The organism is Nocardia wallacei, from assembly GCF_029868745.1.
Taxonomy (GTDB): domain Bacteria; phylum Actinomycetota; class Actinomycetes; order Mycobacteriales; family Mycobacteriaceae; genus Nocardia; species Nocardia wallacei_B.
In genome coordinates, this window is record NZ_JARWOP010000387.1 from 24,108 (window position 1) to 50,472 (window position 26,365).

At 70.9% G+C, this 26,365-nt stretch carries 25 protein-coding genes; 10 read left to right on the forward strand and 15 right to left on the reverse strand.

Going from position 1 to position 26,365, the window contains the following annotated elements:
- The first annotated feature begins 78 nt into the window (after positions 1-78).
- Positions 79-1,431 (forward strand): cation:dicarboxylate symporter family transporter, encoded by a 1,353-nt coding sequence (locus QH470_RS37445; RefSeq protein WP_280277131.1) that lies wholly within the window; start codon positions 79-81, stop codon positions 1,429-1,431.
- Between the two features lie 100 nt (positions 1,432-1,531).
- Here the strand turns inward: QH470_RS37445 and QH470_RS37450 are convergent, their stop codons facing one another.
- Genes QH470_RS37450 through cofD form a run of 3 tightly spaced genes read right to left on the reverse strand, consistent with a single transcriptional unit; the run spans position 1,532 to position 4,550 of the window.
- Entirely contained in the window at positions 1,532-2,050 is a 519-nt protein-coding gene (locus QH470_RS37450; RefSeq protein ID WP_280277132.1) for an NUDIX hydrolase, read from the reverse strand.
- 14 nt (positions 2,051-2,064) lie between these two features.
- Complete coding sequence (locus tag QH470_RS37455) at positions 2,065-3,420, reverse strand: coenzyme F420-0:L-glutamate ligase (RefSeq protein WP_280277133.1); 1,356 nt, start codon at positions 3,418-3,420, stop codon at positions 2,065-2,067.
- Positions 3,417-4,550 (reverse strand): 2-phospho-L-lactate transferase, encoded by a 1,134-nt coding sequence (cofD, locus tag QH470_RS37460; protein ID WP_280277134.1) that lies wholly within the window; start codon positions 4,548-4,550, stop codon positions 3,417-3,419. The genes QH470_RS37455 and cofD overlap by 4 nt, the downstream gene beginning before the upstream one ends.
- Before the next feature lie 446 nt (positions 4,551-4,996).
- On the opposite strand from cofD, the gene QH470_RS37465 reads away from it, so the two are divergent.
- Complete coding sequence (locus tag QH470_RS37465) at positions 4,997-5,230, forward strand: WhiB family transcriptional regulator (RefSeq protein ID WP_024799873.1); 234 nt, start codon at positions 4,997-4,999, stop codon at positions 5,228-5,230.
- Between the two features lie 53 nt (positions 5,231-5,283).
- On the opposite strand, the gene QH470_RS37470 is transcribed toward QH470_RS37465, so the two are convergent.
- Positions 5,284-5,760: a metallopeptidase family protein gene (locus QH470_RS37470; RefSeq protein ID WP_280277135.1), complete on the reverse strand. Its 477-nt coding sequence runs from the start codon at positions 5,758-5,760 to the stop codon at positions 5,284-5,286.
- Positions 5,761-5,876: 116 nt separating this feature from the next.
- Here QH470_RS37470 and QH470_RS37475 point away from each other — a divergent pair, with 116 nt between their 5' ends.
- The 5 genes from QH470_RS37475 to QH470_RS37495 all read left to right on the forward strand — a co-directional run bounded on the left by QH470_RS37475 (position 5,877) and on the right by QH470_RS37495 (position 11,454).
- Positions 5,877-6,269, forward strand: coding sequence for a DUF3499 domain-containing protein (locus tag QH470_RS37475; RefSeq protein ID WP_425302855.1), 393 nt, complete (start codon positions 5,877-5,879; stop codon positions 6,267-6,269).
- Positions 6,270-6,449: 180 nt separating this feature from the next.
- Positions 6,450-7,841 carry a phosphomannomutase/phosphoglucomutase gene (locus QH470_RS37480; protein WP_280277137.1) on the forward strand — a complete coding sequence of 464 codons (1,392 nt, stop codon included), beginning with the start codon at positions 6,450-6,452 and terminating at the stop codon, positions 7,839-7,841.
- 103 nt (positions 7,842-7,944) lie between these two features.
- Entirely contained in the window at positions 7,945-9,141 is a 1,197-nt protein-coding gene (locus QH470_RS37485; RefSeq protein ID WP_280277138.1) for a tobH protein, read from the forward strand.
- Positions 9,141-10,400 (forward strand): mannose-6-phosphate isomerase, class I, encoded by a 1,260-nt coding sequence (gene manA, locus QH470_RS37490; protein WP_280277139.1) that lies wholly within the window; start codon positions 9,141-9,143, stop codon positions 10,398-10,400. Before QH470_RS37485 ends, manA begins: the two co-directional genes overlap by 1 nt.
- Before the next feature lie 133 nt (positions 10,401-10,533).
- Positions 10,534-11,454 (forward strand): cation diffusion facilitator family transporter, encoded by a 921-nt coding sequence (locus QH470_RS37495; protein ID WP_280277140.1) that lies wholly within the window; start codon positions 10,534-10,536, stop codon positions 11,452-11,454.
- 13 nt (positions 11,455-11,467) lie between these two features.
- Here the strand turns inward: QH470_RS37495 and QH470_RS37500 are convergent, their stop codons facing one another.
- From QH470_RS37500 to rfbD, 5 genes are read right to left on the reverse strand one after another with little or no spacing between them, the layout of a single operon-like run.
- Entirely contained in the window at positions 11,468-12,940 is a 1,473-nt protein-coding gene (locus QH470_RS37500; protein ID WP_280277141.1) for a phytoene desaturase family protein, read from the reverse strand.
- A gap of 21 nt (positions 12,941-12,961) precedes the next feature.
- On the reverse strand, positions 12,962-13,540 hold the full coding sequence (locus QH470_RS37505) for a TetR/AcrR family transcriptional regulator (RefSeq protein ID WP_280277142.1): 579 nt from the start codon (positions 13,538-13,540) through the stop codon (positions 12,962-12,964).
- A gap of 57 nt (positions 13,541-13,597) precedes the next feature.
- Positions 13,598-14,668, reverse strand: a complete 1,071-nt coding sequence (manB, locus tag QH470_RS37510; RefSeq protein WP_280277143.1) for a mannose-1-phosphate guanylyltransferase — start codon at positions 14,666-14,668, stop codon at positions 13,598-13,600.
- 57 nt (positions 14,669-14,725) lie between these two features.
- The gene (locus tag QH470_RS37515) at positions 14,726-15,625 is read right to left on the reverse strand and encodes a glycosyltransferase family 2 protein (protein WP_280277144.1); all 900 of its coding nucleotides are present in this window, start codon (positions 15,623-15,625) and stop codon (positions 14,726-14,728) included.
- A gap of 11 nt (positions 15,626-15,636) precedes the next feature.
- Complete coding sequence (gene rfbD / locus QH470_RS37520; RefSeq protein WP_425302856.1) at positions 15,637-16,512, reverse strand: dTDP-4-dehydrorhamnose reductase; 876 nt, start codon at positions 16,510-16,512, stop codon at positions 15,637-15,639.
- 257 nt (positions 16,513-16,769) lie between these two features.
- On the opposite strand from rfbD, the gene QH470_RS37525 reads away from it, so the two are divergent.
- From QH470_RS37525 to QH470_RS37535, 3 genes are all read left to right on the forward strand, one after another.
- Complete coding sequence (locus QH470_RS37525; protein ID WP_280277164.1) at positions 16,770-18,188, forward strand: LCP family protein; 1,419 nt, start codon at positions 16,770-16,772, stop codon at positions 18,186-18,188.
- Positions 18,176-18,892 (forward strand): TIGR03089 family protein, encoded by a 717-nt coding sequence (locus QH470_RS37530; protein WP_280277146.1) that lies wholly within the window; start codon positions 18,176-18,178, stop codon positions 18,890-18,892. Before QH470_RS37525 ends, QH470_RS37530 begins: the two co-directional genes overlap by 13 nt.
- Positions 18,893-19,000: 108 nt before the next feature.
- Positions 19,001-20,302 carry a cytochrome P450 gene (locus QH470_RS37535; RefSeq protein ID WP_280277165.1) on the forward strand — a complete coding sequence of 434 codons (1,302 nt, stop codon included), beginning with the start codon at positions 19,001-19,003 and terminating at the stop codon, positions 20,300-20,302.
- Here the strand turns inward: QH470_RS37535 and QH470_RS37540 are convergent.
- From QH470_RS37540 to QH470_RS37565, 6 genes are all read right to left on the reverse strand, one after another.
- The gene (locus QH470_RS37540; RefSeq protein ID WP_280277147.1) at positions 20,295-21,869 is read right to left on the reverse strand and encodes a carboxylesterase/lipase family protein; all 1,575 of its coding nucleotides are present in this window, start codon (positions 21,867-21,869) and stop codon (positions 20,295-20,297) included. The two genes, QH470_RS37535 and QH470_RS37540, sit on opposite strands and share 8 nt — an antisense overlap.
- A gap of 80 nt (positions 21,870-21,949) precedes the next feature.
- A complete protein-coding gene (locus QH470_RS37545) occupies positions 21,950-22,222 on the reverse strand; it encodes an Rdx family protein (protein WP_280277148.1) in 273 nt (90 codons plus the stop codon).
- Between the two features lie 19 nt (positions 22,223-22,241).
- Positions 22,242-22,643, reverse strand: coding sequence for a YchJ family protein (locus tag QH470_RS37550; RefSeq protein WP_280277149.1), 402 nt, complete (start codon positions 22,641-22,643; stop codon positions 22,242-22,244).
- Positions 22,644-22,650: 7 nt separating this feature from the next.
- Complete coding sequence (locus tag QH470_RS37555; RefSeq protein ID WP_280277150.1) at positions 22,651-23,061, reverse strand: hypothetical protein; 411 nt, start codon at positions 23,059-23,061, stop codon at positions 22,651-22,653.
- Positions 23,046-25,466 (reverse strand): AAA family ATPase, encoded by a 2,421-nt coding sequence (locus QH470_RS37560; RefSeq protein ID WP_425302854.1) that lies wholly within the window; start codon positions 25,464-25,466, stop codon positions 23,046-23,048. The genes QH470_RS37555 and QH470_RS37560 overlap by 16 nt, the downstream gene beginning before the upstream one ends.
- A gap of 333 nt (positions 25,467-25,799) precedes the next feature.
- Positions 25,800-26,318, reverse strand: coding sequence for a DinB family protein (locus QH470_RS37565; protein WP_280277152.1), 519 nt, complete (start codon positions 26,316-26,318; stop codon positions 25,800-25,802).
- Between the last annotated feature and the right edge of the window lie 47 nt (positions 26,319-26,365).

The following is a 26,365-nucleotide window of genomic DNA, read 5'->3' on the forward strand; positions in this document are numbered from 1 at the left end:
AGCGCGCGTCCGGCCCGGGAAGCGGCGACCCCGCGCGGGCGACCGAGGGACACCGCAGTACCGGAGGAAACACAACCCATGTCGGAACAGACGACGCCGTCGCGACGACGCGACCGGACCCACTGGCTCTACCTCGCCGTCATCGTGGCGGTGGTGGCCGGCGTATTCGTCGGCTGGCTGGCGCCCGGGTTCGGCAAGTCGGTCGGCGAGCTGGGCACCATGTTCGTCAACCTGATCAAGATGATGATCTCGCCGGTCATCTTCTGCACCATCGTGCTCGGCATCGGCTCGGTGCGCGCCGCCTCGCGAGTGGGCAAGGTCGGCGGACTGGCGATCGGCTACTTCCTGGTCATGTCGACCATCGCGCTGGCGATCGGACTGGTGGTCGGCAATCTGCTGGAACCGGGCAGCGGGCTGAACATCGCGAGTCACGCGACGGATGCCGCCAAGTACGTGAAGCAGGCCGAGGGCGCGGGCGGCACGTGGCAGTTCCTGGAGAGCATCATCCCGACCTCGCTGCTGTCCGCGCTGACGGCGGGCAGCGTGCTGCAGACGCTGTTCGTGGCGCTGCTGGTCGGCTTCGGCATCCAGGCCATGGGCCGCACCGGTGAGCCGATCCTGCGCGCGGTCGGGCTGATTCAGAAATTGGTGTTCCGGATCCTGACGATGATCCTGTGGCTGGCGCCGATCGGCGCGTTCGGCGCGATCGCCAATGTGGTGGCGTCGACGGGGCTGGCGGCGGTGCAGCAGCTGGCGCTGCTGATGGTCGCGTTCTACCTGACCTGCGTGGTGTTCGTGTTCGGCGTGCTGGGCGTGTTGATGAGGGCCACGTCCGGCGTGTCGATCTTCAAGCTGGTCCGGTATCTGGCGCGGGAGTATCTGCTCATCGTGTCCACCTCGTCGTCGGAGTCGGCGCTGCCGCGGCTGATCGCGAAGATGGAGCATCTGGGGGTGGAGCGGAGCACCGTCGGCATCGTGGTGCCGACCGGCTACTCCTTCAATCTCGACGGCACGGCGATCTACCTGACGATGGCGACGCTGTTCATCGCCGACGCGATGGGCAAGCCGCTGTCCTGGGCCGAGCAGTTGGGCCTGCTGTTGTTCATGATCGTGGCGTCCAAGGGCGCGGCGGGCGTGACCGGCGCGGGCCTGGCGACCCTGGCCGGCGGGTTGCAGAGCCACCGGCCCGAACTGCTGGACGGCGTCGGGCTGATCGTCGGCATCGACCGGTTCATGTCCGAGGCCCGGGCCGTCACCAACTTCTCGGGCAACGCCGTCGCCACCGTGCTCATCGGCACCTGGACCAAGACCATCGACGCCGAGCGGGTGCGCTCGGTGCTGGACCGCGAGGTGCCGTTCGACGAGACCAGCATGGTCGACGACGACACCGCGGACACGCCACAACAACACAGAGACCTGGTCCCGGCCTAACCCGCCTTGTTCCCGGGCCGGGACCAGCGCGCCGGCGTACTCCACTTCCCCCCGAGTGTGAGTGCGCCGGCGCTTCCACGTCCGGAGGGTCCCGGCACGGTCAGCGCAGGATCAGGTCGGTGTCCGACGGCAGCGCCCCGACCGGCCACCAGCGCAGGTCGGTGGATTCCGAACTCTTCACCGGCACAGCGCCTTTCGGTGCCTTGATCTTGAACACCAGATCCAGGTGACGCGTGGGCACGCCCAGCGAGCAGGTGATCGGATGGGCCTGGACGCCGTAGAGCCCGGGTTCGAGGGACAGGCCGTCGATCCCCGACTCCTCGGTGGCCTCGCGCAGGGCGGCGGCGGGCACGGTGGCGTCGAATTCCTCGCAGTGCCCGCCGAGTTGGATCCACAGCCCCACCCGCGGATGCAGGGTCAGCAGCACCTCCCGCTCGTCGTGCGAGAACACCATGGCCGAGGCGGTGATGTGCCCCGGCGCGTGCTCACGCAGGCAGCAGCGCGGCGACGCGCCCAGGAACGCCAGCATCGCCTGACGCAGCGACTGCTCGGCTCCCGTTGCCGGAGACCAGGTTTCGAGCAGGTCGGTGGCCGATCGGTGCAGGGATTCCGCGCTCATCTATTCCTTCCGGTTCACAGTTCGATCAGACCGGTCCCCGGCTGCCGGGGCTCGCGCGGGGTCAGCTCCTCGGTCGGATAGCCGATCGCGATGCCGCCCAACGGCTTCCAGTCCGGCTCCAGCCCCAGCACCTCGCGGGTGATCTCGGGGGCGAAGATGGTGGACCCGATCCAACAGCTGCCGACGCCCGCGGTGGCCAGCGCGACCAGCAGGCCCTGCACGGCCGCGCCGACCGCCACGGTGAACATCGTGGATTCGGCCGCGCGGCGGCGCTCGTCCGGATAGTCGTGCGCGCCGTCGGGCACGCAGAACGGGATGATCACCTCGGGCGCGTCGAACAGGATGCGGCCGCGGGCGATCCGGCGCTCCACCCGGTCCGGCGCCAGCCCGTCCGCGGTCAGGTCGGCCCGCCACTTGTCGGCCATCGCCGTGAGCAGCCGTTCGCGTACGCCGTCCCGGCGCAGCCACACGAAGCGCACCGGCCGGGTGTGGTGCGGCGCGGGCGCCGTGAGCGCCACCGCGACCGCGGACCGGATCAGCTCGGGATCGACCGGGGTGTCGGCGAATTGCCGCACCGAGCGCCGCAGCAGCACCGCTTCCGCGCGACCGCGCTCGAGCGCCTCGGCGGTGCCCAGCCAGAACAGGTCCTCGTCCCCGCGCCGCAGCAGCGCCGCGGCGGTGGAACCGTCGTCGTAAGGAGTCCAGCCGCGCACCACCGCGACCGGGACGCCGCCCAGCTTGCCCTTCACCAGATCGGCGGCGGCGGCCAGCTCGTCGGCGACCGCGACCTGGGTGACGTGGAGTTCGTTGCCCTGCCCGTCGATCGCGCCGGCGTAGTCGTGCACCACTCGCAGCCCGGCCGCGCCGATCGCGGCGTCGGTCTGACCGATCCGCCACGCGCGGCCCATGGTGTCGGTGATCACCACCGCGACGTCGACGCCGAGCCGCGCGGACAGCGCGGCCCGCAACGCCTTCGCGCTGCCGTCGGGGTCGGCGGGCAGCAGCACCAGTTCGCCCTGTTCGACGTTGGACCCGTCGATGCCGGAGGCCGCCTGCACGATGCCGATCTTGTTCTCGGTGATCAGCGTCCGGCCCTTCTGCGCCAGCACGCGCACCGCCTCCTCGCGGACCAGCTTGCGCCGCAGCGTGTCCCGCTCGTCAGGGTCCAGCGGCGCGGCCACCACCCGGCCCTCCACCTTGGCGACGATCTTGCTGGTGACCACCAGCACGTCACCGTCCCGCAGCCAGGGCGCCTGCGCCGCAAGGTGTTCGGCGAGATCGTCGCCGGGGCGGAACTCCGGGAGACCGGTCACGGGCATGATCCGCAGTTCGCCGCCGGGCGCGTGGTCGGTCACCCGCGGTGCGTTCACGGCTTCACCCCCGCGATATCCAATGCCTCCCGGACCATTTCGGCGGTGGCGGCCGGGTCGGTCATCAACAGCGGCACGCTGCGCACCTCCACGCCCGGGACCTCGGCGGTATCGGTCGAATGCACCAGCCAGCCGTCCAGGATGCCGGTGTCGGACCGGGCCCCGTAGTGACGGCCGACCGCCTCGGCGGAGGTCTCCACGCCGATCACGGACAGGCACTCGTCGGCCATGCCGCGCAACGGTTTTCCATCGATCACCGGCGACAGGCCGATGACCCGCGCGCGCGTGGTGCGCAGGGCCCCGCGAATACCCGGCACCGCGAGGATCGCGCCGATGCTCACCACGGGGTTCGAGGGGGCCAGCAGCACCACATCAGCGGCAGCTATGATTTCCGTCACATTAGGGGCAGGTTTGGCCTGATCCGCCCCGATTGTGACGAATCCATGGGTCTCAACGCTCGCGCGATAGCGTACCCACCACTCCTGGAAATGAATCGCGCGACGTTCGCCAGGCTTCTCCGAGTCGCTGATGACAACATGCGTTTCACATCTGTCGTCGGTTGCCGGTACAAGTTTCACGCCGGGCTGCCACCGATTGCACAGGGCCTCGGTGACCGCCGAGAGCGGGTACCCGGCACGCAACATTTCACTGCGAACCAGATGCGTGGCGATATCTCGATCGCCGAGCCCGAACCAATCCGGTTGGGCACGGTATTTCGCCAGCTCCTCCTTCGCGTGCCAGGTTTCCCCGCGCCGGCCCCAGCCGCGCTCGGGATCTATGCCGTCACCGAGGGTATACATGCAGGTGTCCAGGTCGGGACAGATCCGCAGCCCGTGCATCCAGACGTCATCGCCGACATTGACGATGGCCGAAACATCGGCCTCCGGCAGCAGTTCGCGCACCCCCAGCAGGAAGCGTGCGCCACCGACTCCGCCGACCAGCACGGCAATGCGCGGTCCGGTTCCGGGCGCGATGTCCGCTTGTTCTCCAGTCACATCCGCACAGCCTATGCGGTGCTCGGAACGGCATGCTCCGGAGCATATTTGCTGATCATTTGCTACTGGGCGGTTACCGAACCGCGTCGAAGAGGGCGGCGGATAGTAACGGAATTGTGTCGGCAGCTTGACCATCGCCGCGTCCGGCGTGTCTAATCACAGACATGTCATTCCGGGTCGGCGCGAGAGTTCAAGGCGCTGACCATTTTTCGAACACCCGTTCGTACCGGGATGACGCGCTCGGGGATGTCCGCGGGACAACGTCGCGGTGTTGGGCCGTCGGTGGGCAGATCGGTTCCGACGGATAATCATTCTGCGCTAACACACAGTGAGGAGGCGGAGCGATGGCCGAGGACGTGGCCCCGTCGGGCAATCCGGGCGGTGTATCGCAAACCGATTCCACAGCAGGCGCAGCACCTGGCGCCTGCACTGAAAGCCGGAACGACGAACGAGAGGGGGGAGCCACGGTGACTGCCGGGGAGGGCTCGGGAAACCGAGCGCAGCAGGGAGGCCAGTGGGCACGGACGCAGCAAGCGCCCGAACCACCGACACTGAGCCTCATCGTCACCGACTTCGATGCGATGTTCGACAGCATCGAGGAACAGTGGCAGGAACGGGCACTGTGCGCCCAGACGGATCCGGAGGCGTTCTTCCCCGAGAAGGGCGGCTCGACGCGGGAGGCGAAGCGGATCTGCATGGGCTGCGAGGTCCGTGACGAGTGCCTGGAGTACGCACTCGCGCACGACGAGCGCTTCGGCATCTGGGGCGGTCTCTCGGAGCGAGAGCGCCGCCGCCTCAAGCGCGGCATCAGCTGAACTCGGGGGTCAGGGAAACGCCTTGGCCCCCAAGTTTTTTCATTCCCCGCTGTTCAGTCCTCTTCCGGATCGATGATGTCCGGATCGACGCCCAGGTAGGTGGCGATCTGCTGGACGAGGACCTCGCGGAGGAGATCCACCAGGTCGTCGGGGTCGCCCGCGCGCAACTCCAGTGGCTTGCGGAACAGGACGACCCGGGCCCGGGTCGCCGCGCCGTGCCGGTCCACACCGGCCGGGACCAGGCGCGACAGCGGCACCGGGCCGTCGGCCACCACCTCGTCCGGCCAGGTCACCGAGTCCGGGTGCAGCGGGCGGATCTTGGGCACGTCGTCGACCGCGATGTCCAGTTTGGTGAGCCGGTCGTGCCACCGGCTGTCCAGCGGCGCGAACGCCTCGAGCACCAGCCGGTCGAACTGCTGCCCCCGGGTGCGCCACGCGGGCACGGTCGGTGGCAGCATGGGCCCCCGCACCCCACGCCCACGACGGATCACCGACCGCGCGGTGGGCGGTCGCTTGCGTGAACGGGTCATGCGTCGAATCTAGTACTCCGGGGATTGCGGCCCGAAACCCAGTGAACCCGGCCGCATCCTCGCGTGTCTCACCGCACGACGGCGCGCGGAGAGTTACTCTCCTTGGCGTGATTCCCATGCGTCGTTGCTGTCGACCCGGCTGCAAGAATCCGGCCGTCGCGACGCTCACCTATGTGTACTCGGACTCGACGGCCGTCGTCGGCCCCCTGGCCACCGTCGCCGAACCGCACTCCTGGGATCTCTGCGACACCCACGCCTCCCGGATCACCGCACCCAAGGGCTGGGACATGGTCCGCCACGAGGGCGGCTTCTCCGCCCCGGACGAGGACGACCTGACCGCGCTGGCCGAGGCCGTCCGGGAAGCCGGGATGCGCCGCCGGTCCCCGGAGCCGGACAACCGCGGCTACGCCGACAATCCTCCCGCTCCCCCGCGGCCCACCCGTCCCGGCCGCCCCGCGCGCACGGGCCGCCGCGGGCATCTGCGCGTGCTTCCCGACCCGCCCAGCTGAGCCGCGACTCCCCCGGCCACGAGCCACCGCCATGTGTAGCGCTCCCCACGACCATCGCGCCGATGCGGCGTTTCCCGCACGCGCCGCGGCTGTTCGCCTACGGCGAAGTAGGGGTGTTCTCGGAACACCCACAGGCGTACCGAATACGTTCCACACCGTCGGCCCACTAGGGTGTTGCCCATGACAGTCGCCCGGTCTGCCGAGTCCGTGAAAGCAGTTGTCAAGGCCTACGACGTGCGCGGTGTGGTCGGGGAGCAGATCGACGCGGACTTCGTCCGGGACGTGGGCGCCTCCTTCGCCCGGCTGATGCGCGGCGAGGACGCGACGCGGGTCGTCGTCGGGCACGACATGCGGGAGTCGTCGCCGGGACTGGCCGAGGCCTTCGCCGACGGCGTGCTGGCGCAGGGCCTGGACATCGTGCACATCGGCCTCGCCTCCACCGACGAGTTGTACTTCGCCTCCGGTCGGCTGGGCTGTCCGGGCGCCATGTTCACCGCGAGCCACAACCCCGCCCGCTACAACGGCATCAAGCTGTGCCGGGCCAACGCGCTCCCGGTCGGCCAGGACACCGGCCTGGCCACCATCACCGCGGAACTGACCGACGGCGTGCCCGGCTACGACGGCGCCCGCGGCGCCGCGACCGAGCAGAATCTGCTCGACGGGTACGCCGAATTCCTGCGCGGGCTGGTCGATTTGAGCGGCATCCGGTCGCTGAAGGTCGCCGTCGACGCCGGCAACGGCATGGGCGGCTACACCGTTCCCGCCGTCCTCGGTCCCGTCCCGCAGCTGACCGTCGCACCGCTGTACTTCGAACTGGACGGCACCTTCCCCAACCACGAGGCCAACCCGCTGGACCCGAAGAATCTGGTGGATCTGCAGCGTTTCGTCCGCGAGACCGGAGCCGATATCGGGCTGGCCTTCGACGGCGACGCCGACCGCTGCTTCGTGGTGGACGAGCGCGGCGAGCCGGTCCCGCCCTCGGCGGTGACCGCGCTGGTGGCCGAGCGCGAGCTGGCCAAGGAGCCGGGCGCCACCATCATCCACAACCTCATCACCTCGCGGACGGTGCCCGACCTGGTGACCGAGCTGGGCGGCACGCCCGTGCGCACCCGCGTCGGGCACTCCTTCATCAAGCAGCAGATGGCCGCCACCGGCGCCATTTTCGGCGGCGAGCACTCCGCGCACTACTACTTCCGGGACTTCTGGGGCGCCGACTCGGGCATGCTCGCGGCGCTGCACGTGCTGGCGGCACTCGGCGAGAAGGACGGGTCGGGTACCGCGTCGACGATGTCGGAACTGGCGGCCGCGTACGCGACCTACGCCGCCTCCGGCGAGATCAACTCCACGGTGGACGACGCGCAGGACCACACCCGCGCGGTGCTCGCGGCGTTCGAGGGGCGGGCCCGATCGGTCGACCGGATGGACGGCGTCACGGTCCAACTGCCCGAGGACGCCTGGTTCAACCTGCGCGCCTCCAACACCGAACCGCTGTTGCGTCTGAACGTCGAGGCCCGATCTCAGGAGGAAGTAGACGCACTCGTGACCGAGATCCTGAGCATCGTCCGCGGCTGACTGGAATAGTGGAATCACAAGGTGCGAATTCGTTCGCAGTTAAAGCTTCACCCGGGCGCTCACCCGGCCTGGTGACCCGATTGAGGGGAGGTGGCAACGCCCGATGATCGCTGGGACACCGATACTCGATCTCGATGACGTCGCCTCGCTGGAGGCCGCCGACTCCGGAGGAACATTGCGTTCGGCGGCGTCGGCCGGCGCTCAGGTGCGCGCCACCGCGGCGGCCGTCGACGAGAACGCGCTCGCCCGGCTGAGCGGTATGAGTCCCCGCAGCCTGGTGCTGGTCTCCGGCGCCGGACGGGCCGACCGCGCCGCCATGCTGCTGGTCGCCGCGCTCGGCGACCGGGCCGGCCTGCCGATCGTGCCCGCCACCGCCATCCCGCAGTGGGTGGGCCCGCTGGACGCGGTCCTGGTGGCCGGGGACGACGCGGGCGACCCGCGGCTGATCGAGGCCGTGGACCGCGCGCTGCGCCGCGGCGCCGAAGTGATCGTGGCCGCGCCCGACGAGGGCCCGATGCGCGCCGCGGCCGCCGGTCGGGCCGCGCTGCTGCCGCCCCGGGTGCGCGTGCTCGACCACAACCGGCTGTTGCGCTACCTGGCCGTCGGCGCGGCGGCGCTGCGCGCGGTCGACCCCCTGCGGATCGGGCCGTTGACGCCGGACCTGAACCAGCTCGCCGACGCGCTCGACGCCGAGGCGCTGCGCGACGGCCCCCAGAACGAGGTCTTCCACAATCCCGCCAAGGCCCTCGCCGCCCGCATGGTCGAGCGCCGCATCGTGCTGGCCGGTGACTCCCCCGCCGCGACCCAGGTGGCCGCGCACGCCGCCGAGGTGCTGCTGCCGGCGACGGGCCGGATCGCCGCCGCCACCGACCTGGCCGACGCCGTGGCCGCCAACGCCCGCATGGTCGAATCCGCCGGTACGGCGGCGCCGGGCTTCGATCCGCTGTTCCACGACGAGCAGCTCGACGGCCCCGCGCCGGTGGAGCGGGTGCGCGTGTTCGTGGTGAGTTCCGAGGTCGATCAGGTGGCGGCGCGACGGCGGCTGGCGGTGTTCGGCGCGAGTTCCGGTCTCGTCGACGCCGATCTCGTGAACGCCGATTCGGAGCCGCCGAGCACCGAGGCGGGCGCGCGGCGCGCGGCCGACCCGGCGGAGCGCCCACCCGGCGTCGGCGGCGGCAGCCAACTGGAAAGGCTTGCGGTGCTGGTACTTCGGCTGGAGATGGCGGCCGCGTATCTGCGCCTGCTCGGTTCCCCGCCCGCCGACGACCGTCCCACGCGGTACGACGGGGGACACTACTAGTGCACGAACTCGTCGGTGCGTTGCGTTCCTACGCCTGGGGTTCTCGCACCGCACTCGCTCAGCTGTGCGGCCGGCCGGTCCCCTCCGCCCATCCCGAGGCCGAACTCTGGTTCGGCGCCCACCCCGCCGATCCCGCCCAGCTGTCGGTCGACGGCCGCAGCAGATCGCTGCTGGAGGTCGTGAGCGCCGACCCGCGCCACGAATTGGGCGCGGTGGCACCGGCATTCGACGGACGGCTGCCCTTCCTGCTGAAGATCCTCGCCGCCGAGGAACCGCTGTCGCTGCAGGCCCACCCCAGCGCCGATCAGGCCCGCGTCGGTTTCGAGCGAGAAAACCGGACCCGGGTGCCGCTGGATTCGCCGATGCGCAACTACCGCGACGACAGCCACAAGCCCGAACTGGTGGTGGCGCTGGAACGATTCGAGGCGCTGGCCGGTTTCCGCGATCCGCGCCGCACCGTCGCGCTGTTGCGCGCGCTGGCGGTCCCGGAGCTGGTCAACTACGCCGAACTGCTGGCCGCGCAACCGGATTCGGCCGGACTGCGGACGCTGTTCACCACCTGGATCACGCTGCCGCAGGCGTTGCTCGAGCGCCTGCTGCCGCAGGTCCTCGACGGCTGCGTGCGCTATCTGTCCGACAAGAACTCCACCGACAACGGCGAGACGAGCCCGGGCAAGGAGTTCGTGGCCGAGGCCCGCACCACACTCGAGCTGGCGGAGGCCTATCCCGGCGATGCCGGGGTGCTGGCGGCGCTGCTGCTGAACCGCATCACGCTGGAACCCGGCCAGGGATTGTTCATGGCGGCCGGGAACCTGCACGCGTACCTGCGCGGGGTCGGGGTCGAGATCATGGCCAGCTCCGACAACGTGCTGCGCGGCGGGCTCACGCCCAAACACGTCGACGTCCCGGAACTGCTGCGGGTGCTCGACTTCGAGCCGCTGGAGCTGCCGATCGTGGAACCCGAGCCCACCGGGGATCCGCTCGGCGAGTCCGCCTCGTTCCGGTATCGCACGCCCGCACCCGAATTCGCGCTGCGTCGCTTCGAATTGGCGGCCGACGCCGAGCCGGCGCCGGTGCCGCGCACCGGACCCGGCATCGTGTTGTGCACGGCCGGGACGGTGCGGCTGCTGCAGGGCGCGGACGAGCTGCGGATCACGCCCGGCGGCGCCGCGTGGATCTCGGCGGCCGACACGGATATCCGTGCGCAGGCGGTCGACGGTGCGGCACAGCTGTTCTGCGCCTGTGTCGGCGGCGAGTGAACGTCCCCGTCCGCAGGGTCGGCACGCCGGGGCCGGGCGGGTAAGTTATTCCGACGAATCGGACACGCCAGGTGTCCGGCCGAGAACCGCCCGGCGCGGGCGTGACGCAACGATGAAAGGACCGAGCTGCACCATGTCTGCCAGTGGTGGTAAGAAGGCGATCCTCGCGGCGCTGACCGCGAACTTCGGGATCGCGGTCGCGAAGTTCGTCGGTGCGGCGATCACAGGCTCAGCGTCGATGCTGGCCGAAGGGGTGCACTCGGTGGCCGACACCGGGAATCAGGGGCTACTGCTACTGGGGCAGAAGCGGGCCGAGCAGGAGGCCGACGCACTGCACCCGTTCGGTTACGGTCGCAACCGCTATTTCTACTCGTTCGTGGTGGCGCTGGTGCTGTTCTCGCTCGGGTCGATGTTCTCGATGTACGAGGGCATCCACAAGGTCCAGCATCCCGAGGAGCTGACGTCGCCGCTCGTCGCGGTCACGATTCTGGTCATCGCGATCGGACTGGAGACCTACAGCTTCATCACCGCCATGCGCGAATCGGCGCCGCTGCGCGCGGGGGCGAGCTGGTGGCGATTCATCCGCAATTCGCGCAGCCCGGAGCTGCCGGTGGTCTTGCTCGAGGACACGGGCGCACTGGTCGGACTGGCGTTCGCGCTGGTGGCGGTGCTGATGACCATGGTGACCGGCAACCCGATCTGGGACGGCATCGGCACCCTCGGGATCGGCGTGCTGCTCGGTGTCATCGCGATCGTGCTGATCGTGGAGATGAAGAGCCTGCTGATCGGGGAGGGCGCGACCCCGGACCAGGACCGCGAAATCCGCGAGAACCTGGTCGACGGTACCCACATCGACCGCGTCATCCACCTGCGCACCGAATACCTGGGTCCCGACGAGATGCTGGTGGCGGCAAAGGTTTCCATCGTGCCGGGCCTCGAGATCACCGACATCGCCCAGGCGATCGATGACGCGGAGGCCCGGGTGCGCGCGGCCGTACCCCTTGCCCGGGTCATGTACATCGAACCGGACCTGTACCGCACCCAGCCCGTCTGAGCGGTTCGAGGGCTCAGTGGGCGCGCGGCGATTCGTCGCGCAGTAGCGCGAGCGGGTCGGTGGTGATGCCGAACCGGTCACGCAGGGCGTGGCCGACGGCGTGCAGGCCGCACATGCCGTGCACGCCGGGGCCGGGCGGAGTCGCGGAGGAACAGAAGTAGACGCCCGGCAGCGGGGTGCCGTACGGATTCCAGCGCGGAGTGGGACGCAGCACGGTCTGGCGCAGGTCCATCGCGCCCGCGGCGATGTCCCCGCCGACGTAGTTGGCGTTGTAGGCGGGCATGGCCGCGGCGGTGCGCACGTGCCGGTCCAGGATCAGGTCGCGGAAACCCGGTGCGAAGCGCTCGATCTGGGCGATGATCTCGGCGCTCACGTCGCGCGTGGAGCCGTTGGGTACATGCGCGTACGCGTAGAGCGTGTGGCCGCCCGCCGGGGCGCGCGAATCGTCCACCACGCCGGGCTGGATCGCCAGCACGAACGGGCGCTCGGAGTATTCGCCCGCGGCGACGGCCTTTTCGACCGCGACCGATTCCGCGCGGGTGCCGACCAGGTGCAGGGTGCCCGCCCGGTCGCAGCCCTCGGCCTGCCACGGCACCGGGCCCGACAGCGCGAAGTCGACCTTGCAGGCAGCCCCGCCGTAGCGGAATTTCCGCAGCCGCCGCGCGTATCGGGGCGGCAGCCGGTCGGGGGCCAGGCGCAGGAGTTCGGTGGGGGCGGTGTCGAGCAGAACCGCTCGCGCACCGTCGAATTCGGCGAGTGAGTCGACCTTGTGCCCGGTGACGATGCGCCCGCCGTGCCGCTCGACATCCGCCGCCAGCGCGTCGACGATGGCCTGACTGCCGCCGCGCGGGACCGGCCAGCCGCTTCCGGCGTGCGCCAGGCTCGCGAGCAGCAAGGCCACACCCGTGGCCGAGAACGCCCGCGGCGGGATGATGGCGTGCGCGCTCACGCCGGTGAACATGGCCGGGGCGGCGTCCTCGCGGAAACGCAGATTCCACAGCGGCGTCGCCTGTTCCAGTAGTCGCCGCGCGAACCGCACGCCGGTGACCACCTCCAGCGGCGGATGCCGCAGGTCGGACATGGCCAGCTCGACGAGGCTGTCCCAGTGCCGCACCAGCGGGCCGAACAGCCGCCGCCACGCCGCGCCGTCGCGGCCCAGGCCCGCGACCGTGCGGTCCAGATCGCGCCACGCCACGCCCGCGACGCCGCCGTCCAGCGGGTGCGCGAAGGACGCCTCGGGAGTCAGCAGTTCCACCCCGTGCGCGGCGAGGTCGAAGGCCCGCAGGAACGGCGAGGCCCAGGCGAGGGGATGCGCGCCCGCGCAGACGTCGTGCCGATACCCGGGCAGAGTGAGTTCGGCCGTCCGGGAGCCGCCGCCGACCGTATCGGCGGCCTCGTGGACCTCCACCTCGAGCCCGGCCCGAGCCAGAATCACCGCAGCAGCAAGCCCGTTGGGCCCCGATCCGACCACGACCGCATCCGCCATGATCACCACTGTAGGCGGCGGCTACGACGTGCCACGGGTCCAGTGCCGCACGAGAATGGCCAGGCGCTGGTCCCGAAAGCCGGGCCGCAGCCGGCCGTCCCGTTCCAGGGTCGCCAGGCCGTGCAGGGCGCTCCAGGCCACCTCGGTGAAGGTCTCCACGTCGTCGTCGCCGGCGAAGGGGCCGAAGACTGCGGCGAGTTCGCCGAAGGCGTCGCGCAGCGCCTGCGGCGCGTCCGCGCCGAACTTCAGGTCCACGTCGAGCCCGAACATCGCGAGGTACAACGCGGGCCGCTGCCGCGCGAAGTCCAGGTAGCCCCGGGCCAGCGCGGTGAGCGCCTGCTCCGGCGACTCGGCGGCCGCGCGCCAGCGCGCGAACTCGATCGCCAGTTCCGCGATGCCCTGTTCGGCGACCGCGGCCACGATCGCGTCCTTGCCCGCGAAATGGCTGTAGAGCACCGGCTGGCTGTATTCGATCGCATCGGCCAGCCGCCGCACGGTCACCGCGTCCCAGCCCTGCGTCTCGGCTATCTCGCGGGCGGTGTCGATGATCAGGCGGTGCCGCTCGGCGCGTTGGCGCTCTTTTCGTGTCTGCGTGCCCATCGACAAAATTCTAGCACCGCTAGACAAGATAGCCACGCATGGATCCGGCTCGGGTCCTCAGACGTCGGTGGAGAACCGGATACCGCCGTCGGGAAGCTCCACGCCCGGCCAGATGCGGGCGCCGCGCAGCAGCTCGCAGCGGGCGCCGACGCTGGCGCCGTCACCGATCACAGCGTCGCGGACCAGTGCCCGCGGACCGATCCGGGCGCCGAACCCGATGATCGAACGTTCCACGGTGGCACCGGCTTCCACGCGGGCGCCGTCGAACAGCACCGCGCCGTCCAGCCGGGCGCCCGCGCCGACCTCGGCGCCCCGGCCGACCACCGTGCCGCCGATCAGCAACGCGCCCGGCGCGACTCCGGCGCCGCTGTGCACCAGCGACTCCCCGCGCTGGCCCGGCAGCGCGGGCGAGGGCGCGATGCCCCGCACCAGATCCGCCGAGCCGCGCACGAAGTCCTCCGGGGTGCCCATGTCGCGCCAGTACGAGACGTCCACGTGGCCCTGGACGTGCGCGCCCTCGGCCAGCAGCGACGGGAACACCTCGCGCTCCACCGACACCGGGCGCCCGGACGGGATCTTCTCGATGTACTCACGCCGGAACACGTAGCAACCGGCATTGATCTGGTCGGTCGGCGGATCCTGGGTCTTCTCCAGGAAGGCCGTCACGCGGCCGTTCTCGTCGGTGGGCACGCAGCCGAACGCGCGGGGATCGCTGACCCGCACCAGATGCAGCGTCACATCGGCGCCGGTGGAGACGTGCGTATCGAGCACCGCGCCCAGATCCGCGCCGCCGAGCACGTCGCCGTTGAAGACCAGCACGTTGTCGGCGCGCAGCTTGGGCAGCACGTTGCGGATGCCGCCGCCGGTGCCCAGCGGCTCGGTCTCGGTGACGTATTCGAGGTCCAGGCCCAGCTCCGCCCCGTCGCCGAAGTGCTCCTCGAACACCTCGGCCTGGAACGAGGTGCCCAGTACGACGTGGGTGATTCCCGCGTCGGCGATGCGGGCGAGCAGGTGGTGCAGGAACGGCAGGCCGGCCACCGGCAGCATCGGCTTGGGCGCCGACAGCGTCAACGGGCGCAGCCGCGTCCCCTGGCCGCCGACCAGGATCACGGCATCGGTGTCCGGCATATGTCTCCCCTGTTCAGGTTCGGTCCACGCGAGACGTGGTTCGACGATCGTCGCGCTCTACTGCTGCGCCGCGCGATCGCGCTCGCGCAGCGCAGATCGAACCGCAAGCTTGCAGCGGACCGCAAGTCCGGCGCGCAGCGCCAGCCGCAGCGGCGCCTGCCACCAGTGCGGATGCCGGTCGGCCTGGAAGCGGTACGCGGAGGCGTGATGGGCGGGCAGCATGGCCTCCGGATTGCGCCCGGCCGCATGCCCCTTGGCGTGCGTGACCTCCGCCGACGGCACATACACATTGTGCCAGCCGGCCCGTCCCATGCGGTCGCCGAAGTCCACATCCTCCATGTACATGAAGTAGCGGGAGTCGAAGCCGTCGATGGCGTCGAAGGCGGCGCGGCGCACCAGCAGGCACGAACCCGACAGCCAGCCGACGGTGCGCTCGGAGATCTCCTCGTTCTCCTGGCGGTAGCGGCGGGTCCAGGGGTTGCCGGGCCAGACCGTGCCGAGCACCGCGTGCCCGGCGCCGTCCAGCAGGGTCGGCACCGAGCGCGCCGACGGGTAGAGGCTGCCGTCGGGCTCGCGCACCAGCGGGCCCAGCGCCCCGGCGCGGGGCCAGCGCTCGGCGGCGGCGAGCAGCTTGTCGATGGAGTCGGTGCTCCAGCGGATGTCCGGGTTGGCGATGACGATGAACTCGATCGCCGGATCGAGTTCGGCGACAGCACGATTGATGGCGCCGCCGTAGCCGATGTTGCCCCCGGTGCGCAGCAGGCGAACGTGCTCGTTCGCCTCGGCCGCCAATTCCGGGGTGCCGTCGGTCGAGCCGTTGTCGGCGAGGACGACCTGCGGTTTCTCGCTGGTGGCGGTGGCGAGCGTGCTGATGAAGTGCTCGAGGTGCTCACCGGGCGAGTAGGTCACCGTGACAACGGCCACGTCCGGCCGTACGACTGAATCCGAGGCGTTCACGACGATGCAGCCTAGTCGCCGACGCGATCCAGCGCGTCCCCCAGTGCGTCTCGCCAGTTCCGCAGTGGTGTGAGGCCCGCATCGCGCCACGCTCGATCCGACAGCACCGAATATGCCGGGCGCCGTACGGGACTGGGGAATTCGGCGCTGGTGCACGGCCGCACGCGGTCCGGATCGGCGCCGACACCCGCGAAAACCGCGCGGGCGACCTCGTACCAGGTCGCGCGGCCCGCGTTGGTGGCGTGCAGGATCGGCGGCAGCGCGGCCCCCGAAGACAGCCGACCGATCAGTTCCAGGAGGGCGGCGGCCAGATCCGGCGCGAAGGTCGGCGAACCGACCTGGTCGTCGACGACCGAGACGGTGTCCCGCTCGCGTTCCAACCGGCGCATGGTGGCGACGAAATCACCCCGATCACCGGTGTACACCCAGGCGGTGCGCACGATGTGCGCCGCCGGCGCCAGCCGCAGCACCTCGTGTTCGCCGGCCAGCTTGGAACGCCCGTACGCGCTGGTCGGTCCGGTCGGGTCGGCGGGCTCGTAGGGCCGGTCCGCCGTGCCGTCGAAGACGTAGTCGGTGGAGACGTGCACCAGGTCGGCCCCCGCCGCCCGGCACGCCGCCGCCAGCACGGCCGGTCCGGTGGCGTTGCCCGCGAACGCGGCCTCGGGTTCGGACTCGGCGGCGTCCACGGCGGTATACGCGGCGCAGTTGAGCAGCACGTCGCCCGGCCGCAGCACCGCGCGCACCGCGGCGGCGTCGGTGATGTCCAGATCGTGGCGGCCAAGCGCTAGAGCAGCGGGTTCCCGGGCGAGCACGGCACGGCCCAACTGGCCGTGCGCACCGGTGACGACCAGTCGCGGGCGGTCGCCGTCGGGATCGGAGGGGGGCACATCGGTCACGCGGGCCAGTCTGGCACGCCGCGCTATCAGCGGTTGACCCCTCGACGCCGAACCGTTGGTTAGCCTCATCCCAGGGCGGACGTGCGGGACGAGGCCGTCGGGCCGGGGGTTTGGGGGAATCGTCGAAAGGAATACAGGTGTCGCGAAGCAGAAGTGAATCGGAGCTGTCGCGGCCGCGCAGCGCCGGTTTGCCACCGCTCCGCGGCACCCGGCGGCCCGCCGGGCCACCCCCGAATCGTTCCGGGCGGATGCTGGCCGCGGCGGCCGCCGTGCTCGTGTTCCTCGTCACCGCCTTCGGCTGGCACAGCGTCGACAGCCTGATCTCGGGAATCCAGCGAATCGGCAATCTCGGTCTGGGCGGCGCCCGCGACGGCGCCACCGACATCCTGATGGTCGGCATCGACAGTCGCACCGACGCCCGCGGCAACCCGCTGTCCGCCGACGAACGGGCCATGCTGCACGCCGGGGACGAGGTCGGCACCAACACCGACACGATCGTGCTGGTCCGGGTGCCCAACGACGGCCGCTCCGCCACCGCGGTGTCCATCCCCCGCGACTCCTATGTCGACATTCCCGGCATCGGCATGGGCAAGATCAATTCGGCATACGGCACCAGCAAGGAGGCGGCGCGCGAAAAACTGCTCGCCCAGGGCAAATCCGACGCCGAGGCCGAGAAGCAGTCCACCCAGGCCGGGCGGCAGACGCTGATCAAGTCGGTCGCCAATCTCACCGGCATCTCCGTCGACCACTACGCCGAGGTCAGCCTGCTCGGGTTCGTGCTGCTCACCGACGCGGTCGGCGGCGTGGACGTCTGCCTGAACAACGCGGTCGACGAGCCGCTGTCCGGGGCCGAGTTCCCCGCCGGCGAGCAGCGCCTCCGGGGACCGCAGGCACTGAGTTTCGTGCGTCAGCGGCACGATCTGCCGCGCGGGGATCTGGACCGGATCGTGCGTCAGCAGGTGTTCATGGCCGGGCTGGTGCAGCAGACGCTGAGCGCGAAGATGCTCGCCAATCCCGGCAAGCTGCAACAGCTCACCGATGCGGTCGGGCGGACCATCGTGCTCGACGAGGACTGGAACGTCGTGCAGTTCCTGCAACAGCTGAAGGATCTGTCCGGCGGGCAGGTGCGGTTCGAGACGATTCCGGTCAAGGACCTCAACGGCAGCACGGCCGACGGCGAATCGGTGGTGAAGGTGGACACCTCGGCGGTGAAGTCGTACGTCGCCGGGATGGTCGGCGACAAGCCGCAGGACAAGGAGTCCGGCGCGGCCGCCCCGGCGACGGTCACCGCGGACGTGTACAACGCCAGCGGCACTCCCGGCCTGGCGGGCCAAGTGGCGCAGGCGTTGGTGGGCAAGGGTTTCCGCACCGGCACGGTCGACAACTGGATCGGCGGGCGGGTACCGGCCAGCCGCGTGCTGGCCGCCGACACCTCCGACGCGAAGGCGAAGGCGGTCGCCCAGGCACTGGGCGGGCTGCCGGTGGTGGCCGAACCGGGACTGCCCGAGGGGGCGGTGCGCGTGGTGCTCGCCGGTGACTACTCTGGTCCGGGTTCGGCGGCGGGCAGCCTGTTCGACCTGTCCGGGTCCTCCTCGGAGACGGCGACCCCGGTGCCGCCCGCGCCACCCATCACCGCAGGCCAGAACGGACCGAAATGCGTGAACTGAACCAGACCGTCACCGAGGCGCTGCTCGACCCCATCCTTGCCCGCGACCCCGCCGGTCCCCGGATCACCTATTACGACGATGCCACCGGCGCCCGCATCGAGCTGTCCGCGCTGACGCTGGCGAACTGGGCGGCCAAGACCGCCAACCTGATTCGCGACGAGTTCGGCATCACGCCCGGCGGCCGGGTGGCGGTGCTGCTGCCCGCGCACTGGCAGACCGCCGCGGTGCTGCTGGGCTGCTGGTGGGCCGGCGCCGAGGTGGTGCTGCGGCCGGACGACGACGCGGAACTGGCGCTGGTGACGGCCGGTCGCCTGGCCGAGGTCGAGAACGTGCCGGAGGTGGCGGCGCTGTCGCTCGACGCGCTGGGCGCCCCGGTGCGCGAGCTGCCGGTCGGCGTCACCGACTTCGCGACCTCGGTGCGCGTCCACGGCGACCAGTTCCTGCCCGGCGGCGTCGGCGTCGCGCTGGCCGGCATGCCGGTCGCCGAGGTTCTCGCCGGCGCCCGGAAATCTGCTGCGGGACAGGGTTTTTCGGCCGAGGACCGGGTGCTGTCGGAGTCCACCTGGGACACCCCGGCCGAACTCGTCGACGGCCTGCTCGCCGTCTACGCCGCGGGCGCGTCGCTGGTCCAGGTCGTCAATCCCGACCCGGCCAAGCGCGCCGACCGCGTCCGGTCCGAACGGGTCACGACCACCCGCGCCTGAGGCGCGGTCCTACCGCGGTAGGTCATGGCGGTCCGCCCGCGGCACGTTTCACGGCGAGGCGTCTTTCCGTACGGTTGGAGCAGGATCTGACGACGAACGGGGATGGCGATGAAGCCTAGGTACTGGTTCCGCTGGCTGGTGGTGCAGGGCGCGCCGCGCCTGGTCTTGCAGACCTACTCGCGCCGCGGCGACACGCTCTCCCGACTGATGTCCGCGCCCGACGCGGCCGACGATCCGATACCGCTACTGGCTTCACTGCGCGTCCAGGGCCGAATGGTGCGCACTCCGCTGGGCTGGGCGACCACCGACCACGAGCTGTGCCGAACCATCCTGCGCGACAACACCTTCGGCGTCGCGGCCGCCGAGGGCTTCGTGCCGCGGCCGCTGCGGCGGCTGATGGAGTTCGCCGAGCTGCCGCCGAACCCGGTCAGCCCGCCGTCCATGCTGGTGATCGACCCGCCGGAGCACACCCGGATGCGCAAGCCGGTGGCGTCGGCGTTCACCCCGCGCGCGATCGCCCGGCTGCGCGACCGCGTCGAATCGGTGACCGCGGAGCTGCTGGACGCGCTGCCCGCCGGCGGCTCGGCGGACCTGATCGCCGCCTACGCCTCCCAGGTGCCGATCGCGATCATCTCCGAGATGCTCGGCTTCCCCGATTCCGAGCGCGAGCGGTTCCTCGCCTGGGGCGATGCCGCCTCACCGCTGCTCGACGTGGGTACCAGCTGGCGCACCACGCGGGCCGCCTCGGCCGCCCTGCTGGAGATGGACGGCTACCTCGACGAACACATCGCCCGGTTACGCCGCGAGCCGGGCGAGGACATCCTCTCCGGCCTGGTGAGCGCGGGCGATCTGGACGACCGCGAGCTGAAGGCGTCGGCCACGCTGCTGATGGGCGCGGGTTTCGAGACCACGGTGAACCTGATCGGCAACGGCGTCGTCCAGTTGCTGCGCCATCCCGAGCAGCTGGCCCGGCTGCGAGCGGAGCCGGAGCTGTGGCCGAACGCCGTCGAGGAGATCCTCCGCTTCGACGCCCCGGTCCAGAGCACCGCCCGCATCGCCGGTCGTGACGCCGAATTCGGTGGCGCGCCGGTGCGCGCGGGTAACACCGTCGTCCTGTTGCTCGCAGGCGCCAACCGCGACCCGGCGGTCTTCGAGAATCCAGACAGCTTCGACATCACCCGGCCCAATGCCAAAGACCACCTGACGTTCTCGTCGGGCATCCATGTCTGCCTCGGCGCCAGCCTGGCCCGGATGGAGGGCGCCTACGCGCTACGGTCGCTGTTCGAGAGCTTCCCGGATCTACAGCTGGCGGGCGAACCACAGCACCGGCCGCTGTTCACCCTGCACGGCTATGCCCATCTGCCGGTATTGCTCGGCGATCGCGCCGGACACCCTGCGGCCGTCAGCTGAATCCGACCACCCGATCGCCCCAGGCGGTGTGCAGGTCGTGATCGGGGTCGTCGAGAACGCGGTCGACGGCATCGATGACGAGGGTGGTGCGGGTGGACTCGTGGTAGGGCGGCCAGTGCTTGGACCCGTCGAGCGCTGCGGGCACGCCGTGCTCGGCGAACGCCAGCCAGCGGCGCATCATCCGCCCCGACACCTCCGTCGCGATCTTGCGACCGCCCAGCCAGAAGGTCGGATCGTGGTTCAGGGTGCCGAAATTGCCGAAGACGTAAGGCAATTCGGTGGCGTGGCCCGCTCCGACCCGGGCGGCCTTGAGCATCGGTGTGGCGTGGTCGAAGCGGTACATCCAGGTGCGGGTGTGCCGGGAATGCGCGTCGGCGACCCAGTGCGCCGGCATCCGGAAGGCGGCGTCGGTGGACATCGCCAGGGCGCCACGGGTCTTGGCGAGGTCCGGGTAGGCGGAGGTGATCTCGGCGATCCGTTCGGCCGGCAGCTCCGGGTGGTCGGCGGCGACGGCGTTGAGCATGGCGTTCACCGCGTCCGGCGTGACCGGCATGATCGGCGAGCGGAACAACCGGAACAGCGAGGACTCCTCCTTGTTGGTGCCGATGATCAACGGCACCCGGTGCGAGCGGCCCTCCTGGAAGCGATCGGTCGGGTACCCCGGTAGCAGGTCCCCGTCGACCACCGGCGCGGCCGCGAGCCGGCCCGGCGATTGCAGCGGCACCTCGTCGAGCAGGATGCCGGCGGCGTCGGTGATCCGCTCGATCGGGCATTCCAGCAATTCGCGCGCCCGCTCGGGCGGCAACTCCAGCAGTTCCAGGAACCGCCGTGCCACGCCCGCGGCCCGCTCCAGCCCGAAGACCGTCGTCGCGGGCGGGCTCTGCGCGATCGCGCGATGAAACAGTCCGGCCGCCGACGGCGAGGTGAGCAGCGCGGTCACGCAACCCGCGCCCGAGGACTCCCCGAACACGGTGACCTTGCCGGGATCGCCCCCGAAGGCGGCGATGTTGTCGCGCACCCATTGCAGGGCGGCGATCTGGTCGTGCAGGCCGAGGTTGGGCACGAAGTCGTCACCGAGCGAGGACAGGTCCAGGAAGCCGAGCGCACCGAGCCGGTAGTTCACCCCGACCACCACGACGCCGCCGGTCTCCGCGAGCTTGCGGCCGTCGTAGATGCCCTGCGCCGCGGTTCCCAGGCAGTAGGCGCCGCCGTGCAGCCAGACCAGCACCGGGCGGGGTTCGTCGGAGGTCGCGGCGGGCGCCCAGATGTTCACCCACAGGCAGTCCTCGCCCATGCGCAACCCGGAATCCACCGGCACCATGGCGCCCATGGACTGCGGGGCGATCTCGCCGAAAGCGGTGCAGTCGCGCACGCCCTCCCACGGCCGCGGCGGCTCGGGCCGGCGGAAACGCTTCGGGCCCGCGGGCGCGGCGGCATACGGAATGCTGCGCCACACGTGGACCCGGCCCTCCCGCACACCCCGCACATCGCCCGCGGTCGTCCGGGCAACAGGGGCGGGGCCCGGCTCGGCCACACTCGGGGCCGGCTCGAAGAATTGCGTGCTCATCTCGCACCTCCTCGTACTTCCCTGATATCGAGAGTACGTCGGAGATCATTTCTTCCCGCGTAATCGACCCGGCGACGCCGTCAGGCCCGATCGATGTGGCCCAGATCGCGATCGGGATCGATGCGGTCGCGAACCCGCTGCTTGAGTACCGCGATCTCGGGAAAGCCGCCGTCGGCCTTTCGTTCCCAGATCTGCTCGCCGTCGAGGGTGATCCGGAAGACGCCGCCCTCCCCGGGAACCAGCGCGACCTGTGTCAATTCGGTGCCGAAGGTACTCAGTAGCTCCTGGGCCATCCAGCCCGCCCGCAGCAGCCAGCGACACTGGGTGCAGTACTCGATCGCGATATGTGGCATACCCGGACACAGTAAGACATCAGGGCGCGATGTCACCGTCCACGTAGACCCACGCGCCCGCGACGCGCGTGAATCGGCTGCACTCGTGCAGTGCCGCGCGTTTTCCGTCCGATCGGTAGTGAGCGCGGAACTCGACCACGCCGCTGTCGTCGAAGGGACCGCCGTGCTCGGTCCGTTCGATCTCCAGATACAGCCAGCGCTGTTCCGGATCCAGCGTCAGCCGTCGCGGCCGGGTCCGCGGATGCCAGGACCGCAGTAGGTAGTCCACATCACCGACGGCGAATGCCGTGTAGCGCGACCGCATCAGCGCCTCCGCCGTGGGCGCCGGGCGGGTTCCGTCCAGCCGCGGGCCGCAGCAGTCGGTGAGCGTCTCGCCGCTGCGGCAGGGGCACGGCGCGGAACCGGTCGAGTTGTCGGGCATTCGACGATTATCCGTGGCGGGCGGCCGGCGTCTCCTCCCCCTCGCCGAGCATCGCCAATTCGTCTGCGAGACAGGTGGCTTCGTCGTACCAGCCGCGCAACTCGTCCACCGTCGGCGCCAGTTCGTAATCCTGGTGGTGGCCCGCCCGCGACAACGCCGCCCACAGCGTGGCGATCCGGGCGGCCGTGTCTTCACCGGCGTATGGCGCCAGCGCCAGCAGCTGGGCTCGCATGCTGCACCGCGCCACCGGCGGGGCGACTCGCGACCACAGCTGATCCATGGACTGCTCGAGCACGATCCGCAGAATCCACACCGTGGCGCGCGACCAGAGCCCGCCGGCATCGGTCACCGAGCCGCGCAGCAGTTCGTCGGCGGCGGCCAGCCGCTGCGCCACGGTCGGCGTCACGGATTCAGCCACTTGACGACTTTCCTGGTGCCGGAGATCAATTCGCCGCCGTTGCGTCCGATGCGGATGTGGGCGCCCGCGGCCGCATCGCGCAATACCGATCGCGCCCAAGGCGCCTCGCGATCCAGCTGGGCGTTCAGGTCGTCCACGCGGTCCGGGTCGCCGAACACCGCCAGCGACACCTTTTCCCACGTGGTCCGGGCGGCGTCCACGCGCCGCTGCACCTCCCGATGATCGACGCCCGCGCCGAGCAGGGTGCGGCGCGCGCGGGCCAGGGCCGCCGCCTCGATCGCCGAGCGGCAGCACGTGATGACCAGTTCGGCGGCGATGGCGCGGGGCAGCTGTCTGGTGCGCAGCAGGGCGTTGGCGTCGCTGAGATAGCGGCGCACCGGATCCTCGGCGACCCGCAGTTCGACCGTCGAACGCTCCCGGCGCTGCACGTCCAGCACGGTGGCGTCCAGGCGCAGCCGGCGCACCGCCTCGGCCAGGCGCTCGTCGTGCGTGAACACCACGACCTGCCGCCCGCTGCGGGCCGCGGCCGACAGCACCCGCGCCAGACCGTCCACCTTGGCCGGATCCATCGCCTGCACCGGATCGTCGATCACGACGAAACCGAACGGGCTCTCCGGCACGGTCGCGCGCGGCAGGAACAGCGCCAGCCCCAGCGCGTGCAGTTCGCCCTGGCTCATCACGCCGAGCGCGGTGCCGCCGGTGTCGTCGACGGTGACGTCCAGCAGGACCTTGCGGGTGGCTCCCGCGTTGCCCTGCAGGCGAATCGCGCCGAGGTCCACATTGCTCTGCTGGCGCAGGCCGCGCCAGATCTGGCGAGCGTGGTCGGCCAGCGGCCCCATCCGCTCGTCGCGCAGCCCCGCGGCGGCCGATTTCAGCCAGTCCTCGGCCCGGCGCACGGTGCGCAGTTCGGGATCGGCGGCGGCGACCAGCTTCGCCTCCTGCAGCCACGCGGCGATGCGGGGCACCAGCGGGGTCCAGACCGCGTCGAGCCGGTCCAGTTCCTTGCGGGCCGAGCGGCGCAGGGTCTCCAGGCCGCGAATCGCGTCGGTGTGCGCGAGGCGCAGCCGATCGGCCAGCTCCCCCTCGTCCGCGTCGGCGAGTGCGGCCCACGCCGTCCAGGTGCGGCGGGCCGGGCCGGTGTCGACGTTCGGCGCCTCCGGCGGCGGCGGATCCAGCTCCGCCGGAACGGGTTTCACCAACTGCCGGGCCTGCCGCACGGCCTGGTCCAGGGCGACGCGGGCGGCGGTGAGCGCGGCGGCGCGATCGGTCAGGCGGGCGATCTGCGCATCGGTCTCGCGTTGCCAGGCCAGGTCCAGCGTGCCGCGGCCGCAGACCGGGCACGCGCAGTCCCCGGCCGCGTCGCTGTGGGTGCGGGCGCGGCGCAGCAGGTCCAGCACGCGCAGTTCCGATTCCGTATCGCCGGTGGAGCGGGCAGCGAGTTCGGCGGCGCACCTGTCCACCTCGACGGCGGCGGCATCGACCTCGGCCGACTCCGGCAGGCGTAGGCGCAGGATGGACTGCAGGGCCGCCGCACCGGTCGGATCGTGCCGCGCGCCCGCCAGCTCGCGGCCGATGCCGACCAGATCCGGTGGCGTGCTGCGCAGTAGCTCGGCCACGCGACCCGCGCGCTCGTCGGCCACGGTGGACAACGCCACCAGCAGTGCGTTGCGTTCGTCGCGGGATTGCCGCGCGGCCCGTTCCAGTTCGAGCCTGCGGACGCGGGTGCGTTCCTGCGCCGCGGTGAGATCGTCCAGGCCGAGGAGTTGATGCAGGGCGTCGAACAGGTCGCTGGGGCGGCCGTCGACCAGGGCGCCGAGCTCGCTGTAGGACAGGAACGGCCGGTACAGTTCCAGCGCGCGGGCCCAGTCCTCGGCGTGAAACTCGGTGGGGGGCTGCTCTTTTCGCTGCTGAGTCCAGGTGCCGCCGGCGAGGTCGGCGCCCTCCGGCCACTCCCGGGTGATGGTGAGTTCGCCGTCGGACCCCGCCGTGGTCAGTTCCAGGTCGACGCGGCAGACGGCGCCCTCGTGCAGGTTGCGCCAGCCCTCGCGCCAGACCGCGGAGCGGCCCTCCCAGCGGCGGTTGACCCCGGTGAGCGCCAGTTCGGCGGCCTCGGCGAAGCTCGATTTGCCGGATCCGTTGCGGCCCACCACCAGGGTGAGGCCGGGGCCGGGCCGCAATTCCAGCGCGGCCACCGGCCCGATGCCGCGGAAGCCGCGAACTCGGATGGCGCGCAAGAAGATTCCGCTGGGGCCGGGTTCGGATCGGGAGCGGTCCGGCTCGGCGCCGAGTGCGTCCAGCACGGCGCGAGCGACTTCGGGTGTGATGGCCGGGTCGGAATCCAGACGGCGCGACACAAGCTCGATCAGGCGCGGCGCGACATCCTGCGGTCCTTCCCCCAAAGCCACTCCCTCGACGTTCGGCCACCTGCTCCGCGGGCCCGGCGAGAACCCACAGCCGTGTCGAACGCTACCGGACAGCCGACGAATCCGCCCCCGCGACAGTACATCCGGGCGAACCGTCCCGGCGGGACGCAATGGTCATCGATACGGTTCGATCCGGCCGATGTCCACCCCTCGGCCGTCCCGGCCGGGCAGTTCCACGGGTTTCACCCGAATCTCGGGTGGCTCGGATCAACCGAACAGATCAGAATGCCAGAACTGTGCGGGCCGCGCAAGCGCTCTTGACGCCGGAATCGTCCTCTGCGGCACCGTAATTGAGTTCGCTACCGGCCAGCGAACCTACCGGGCAGCGCGGACGAGCCGGAGCTGGCCGATTTCGGCGGCGTTCTTCATCAGCTCGGCGTTCACCCAACCGGCGGTGTGCGCGGCGGTCCGTTCGGGCGTGTCGCCCCAGGGGAAGGCGGCGGGCCGATCGAGGTCGGCGTCGGTGTAGGCATCCAGCACCCGCCGCCAGCGGTCGCGCAGGCCGGACAGCCACTCGACGACCTGATCCGCGCCGGGCCAGTGGATGTCGACGCGATCGCGGGCCGGGCGGCCCTCGGCGTGGTCCAGCGTGACCGACCACCACCAGCCGATATGCCAGGTGAGCCACGCGATCGTGGGTACCGGGATGGGGTCCGGTTCGATGTCGGACCAGTCCGGCATCCACGACCCGTCCGGGCCGGGGCGTACCGTCCAGACCAGCGGTGCCGGCTCCCAAAGGTAGTCCTCGGCGACGAGTGCTTGCAGGTGCAGGTCGAGCAGCGCCCAGGTCATATCGAATTGCCAGCGCAGCAGGTCACAGCGGGAGACGGACATCGGGCGATGATCGCACAACTCGGCCCGCGGCGATCGGGAATTTCTTG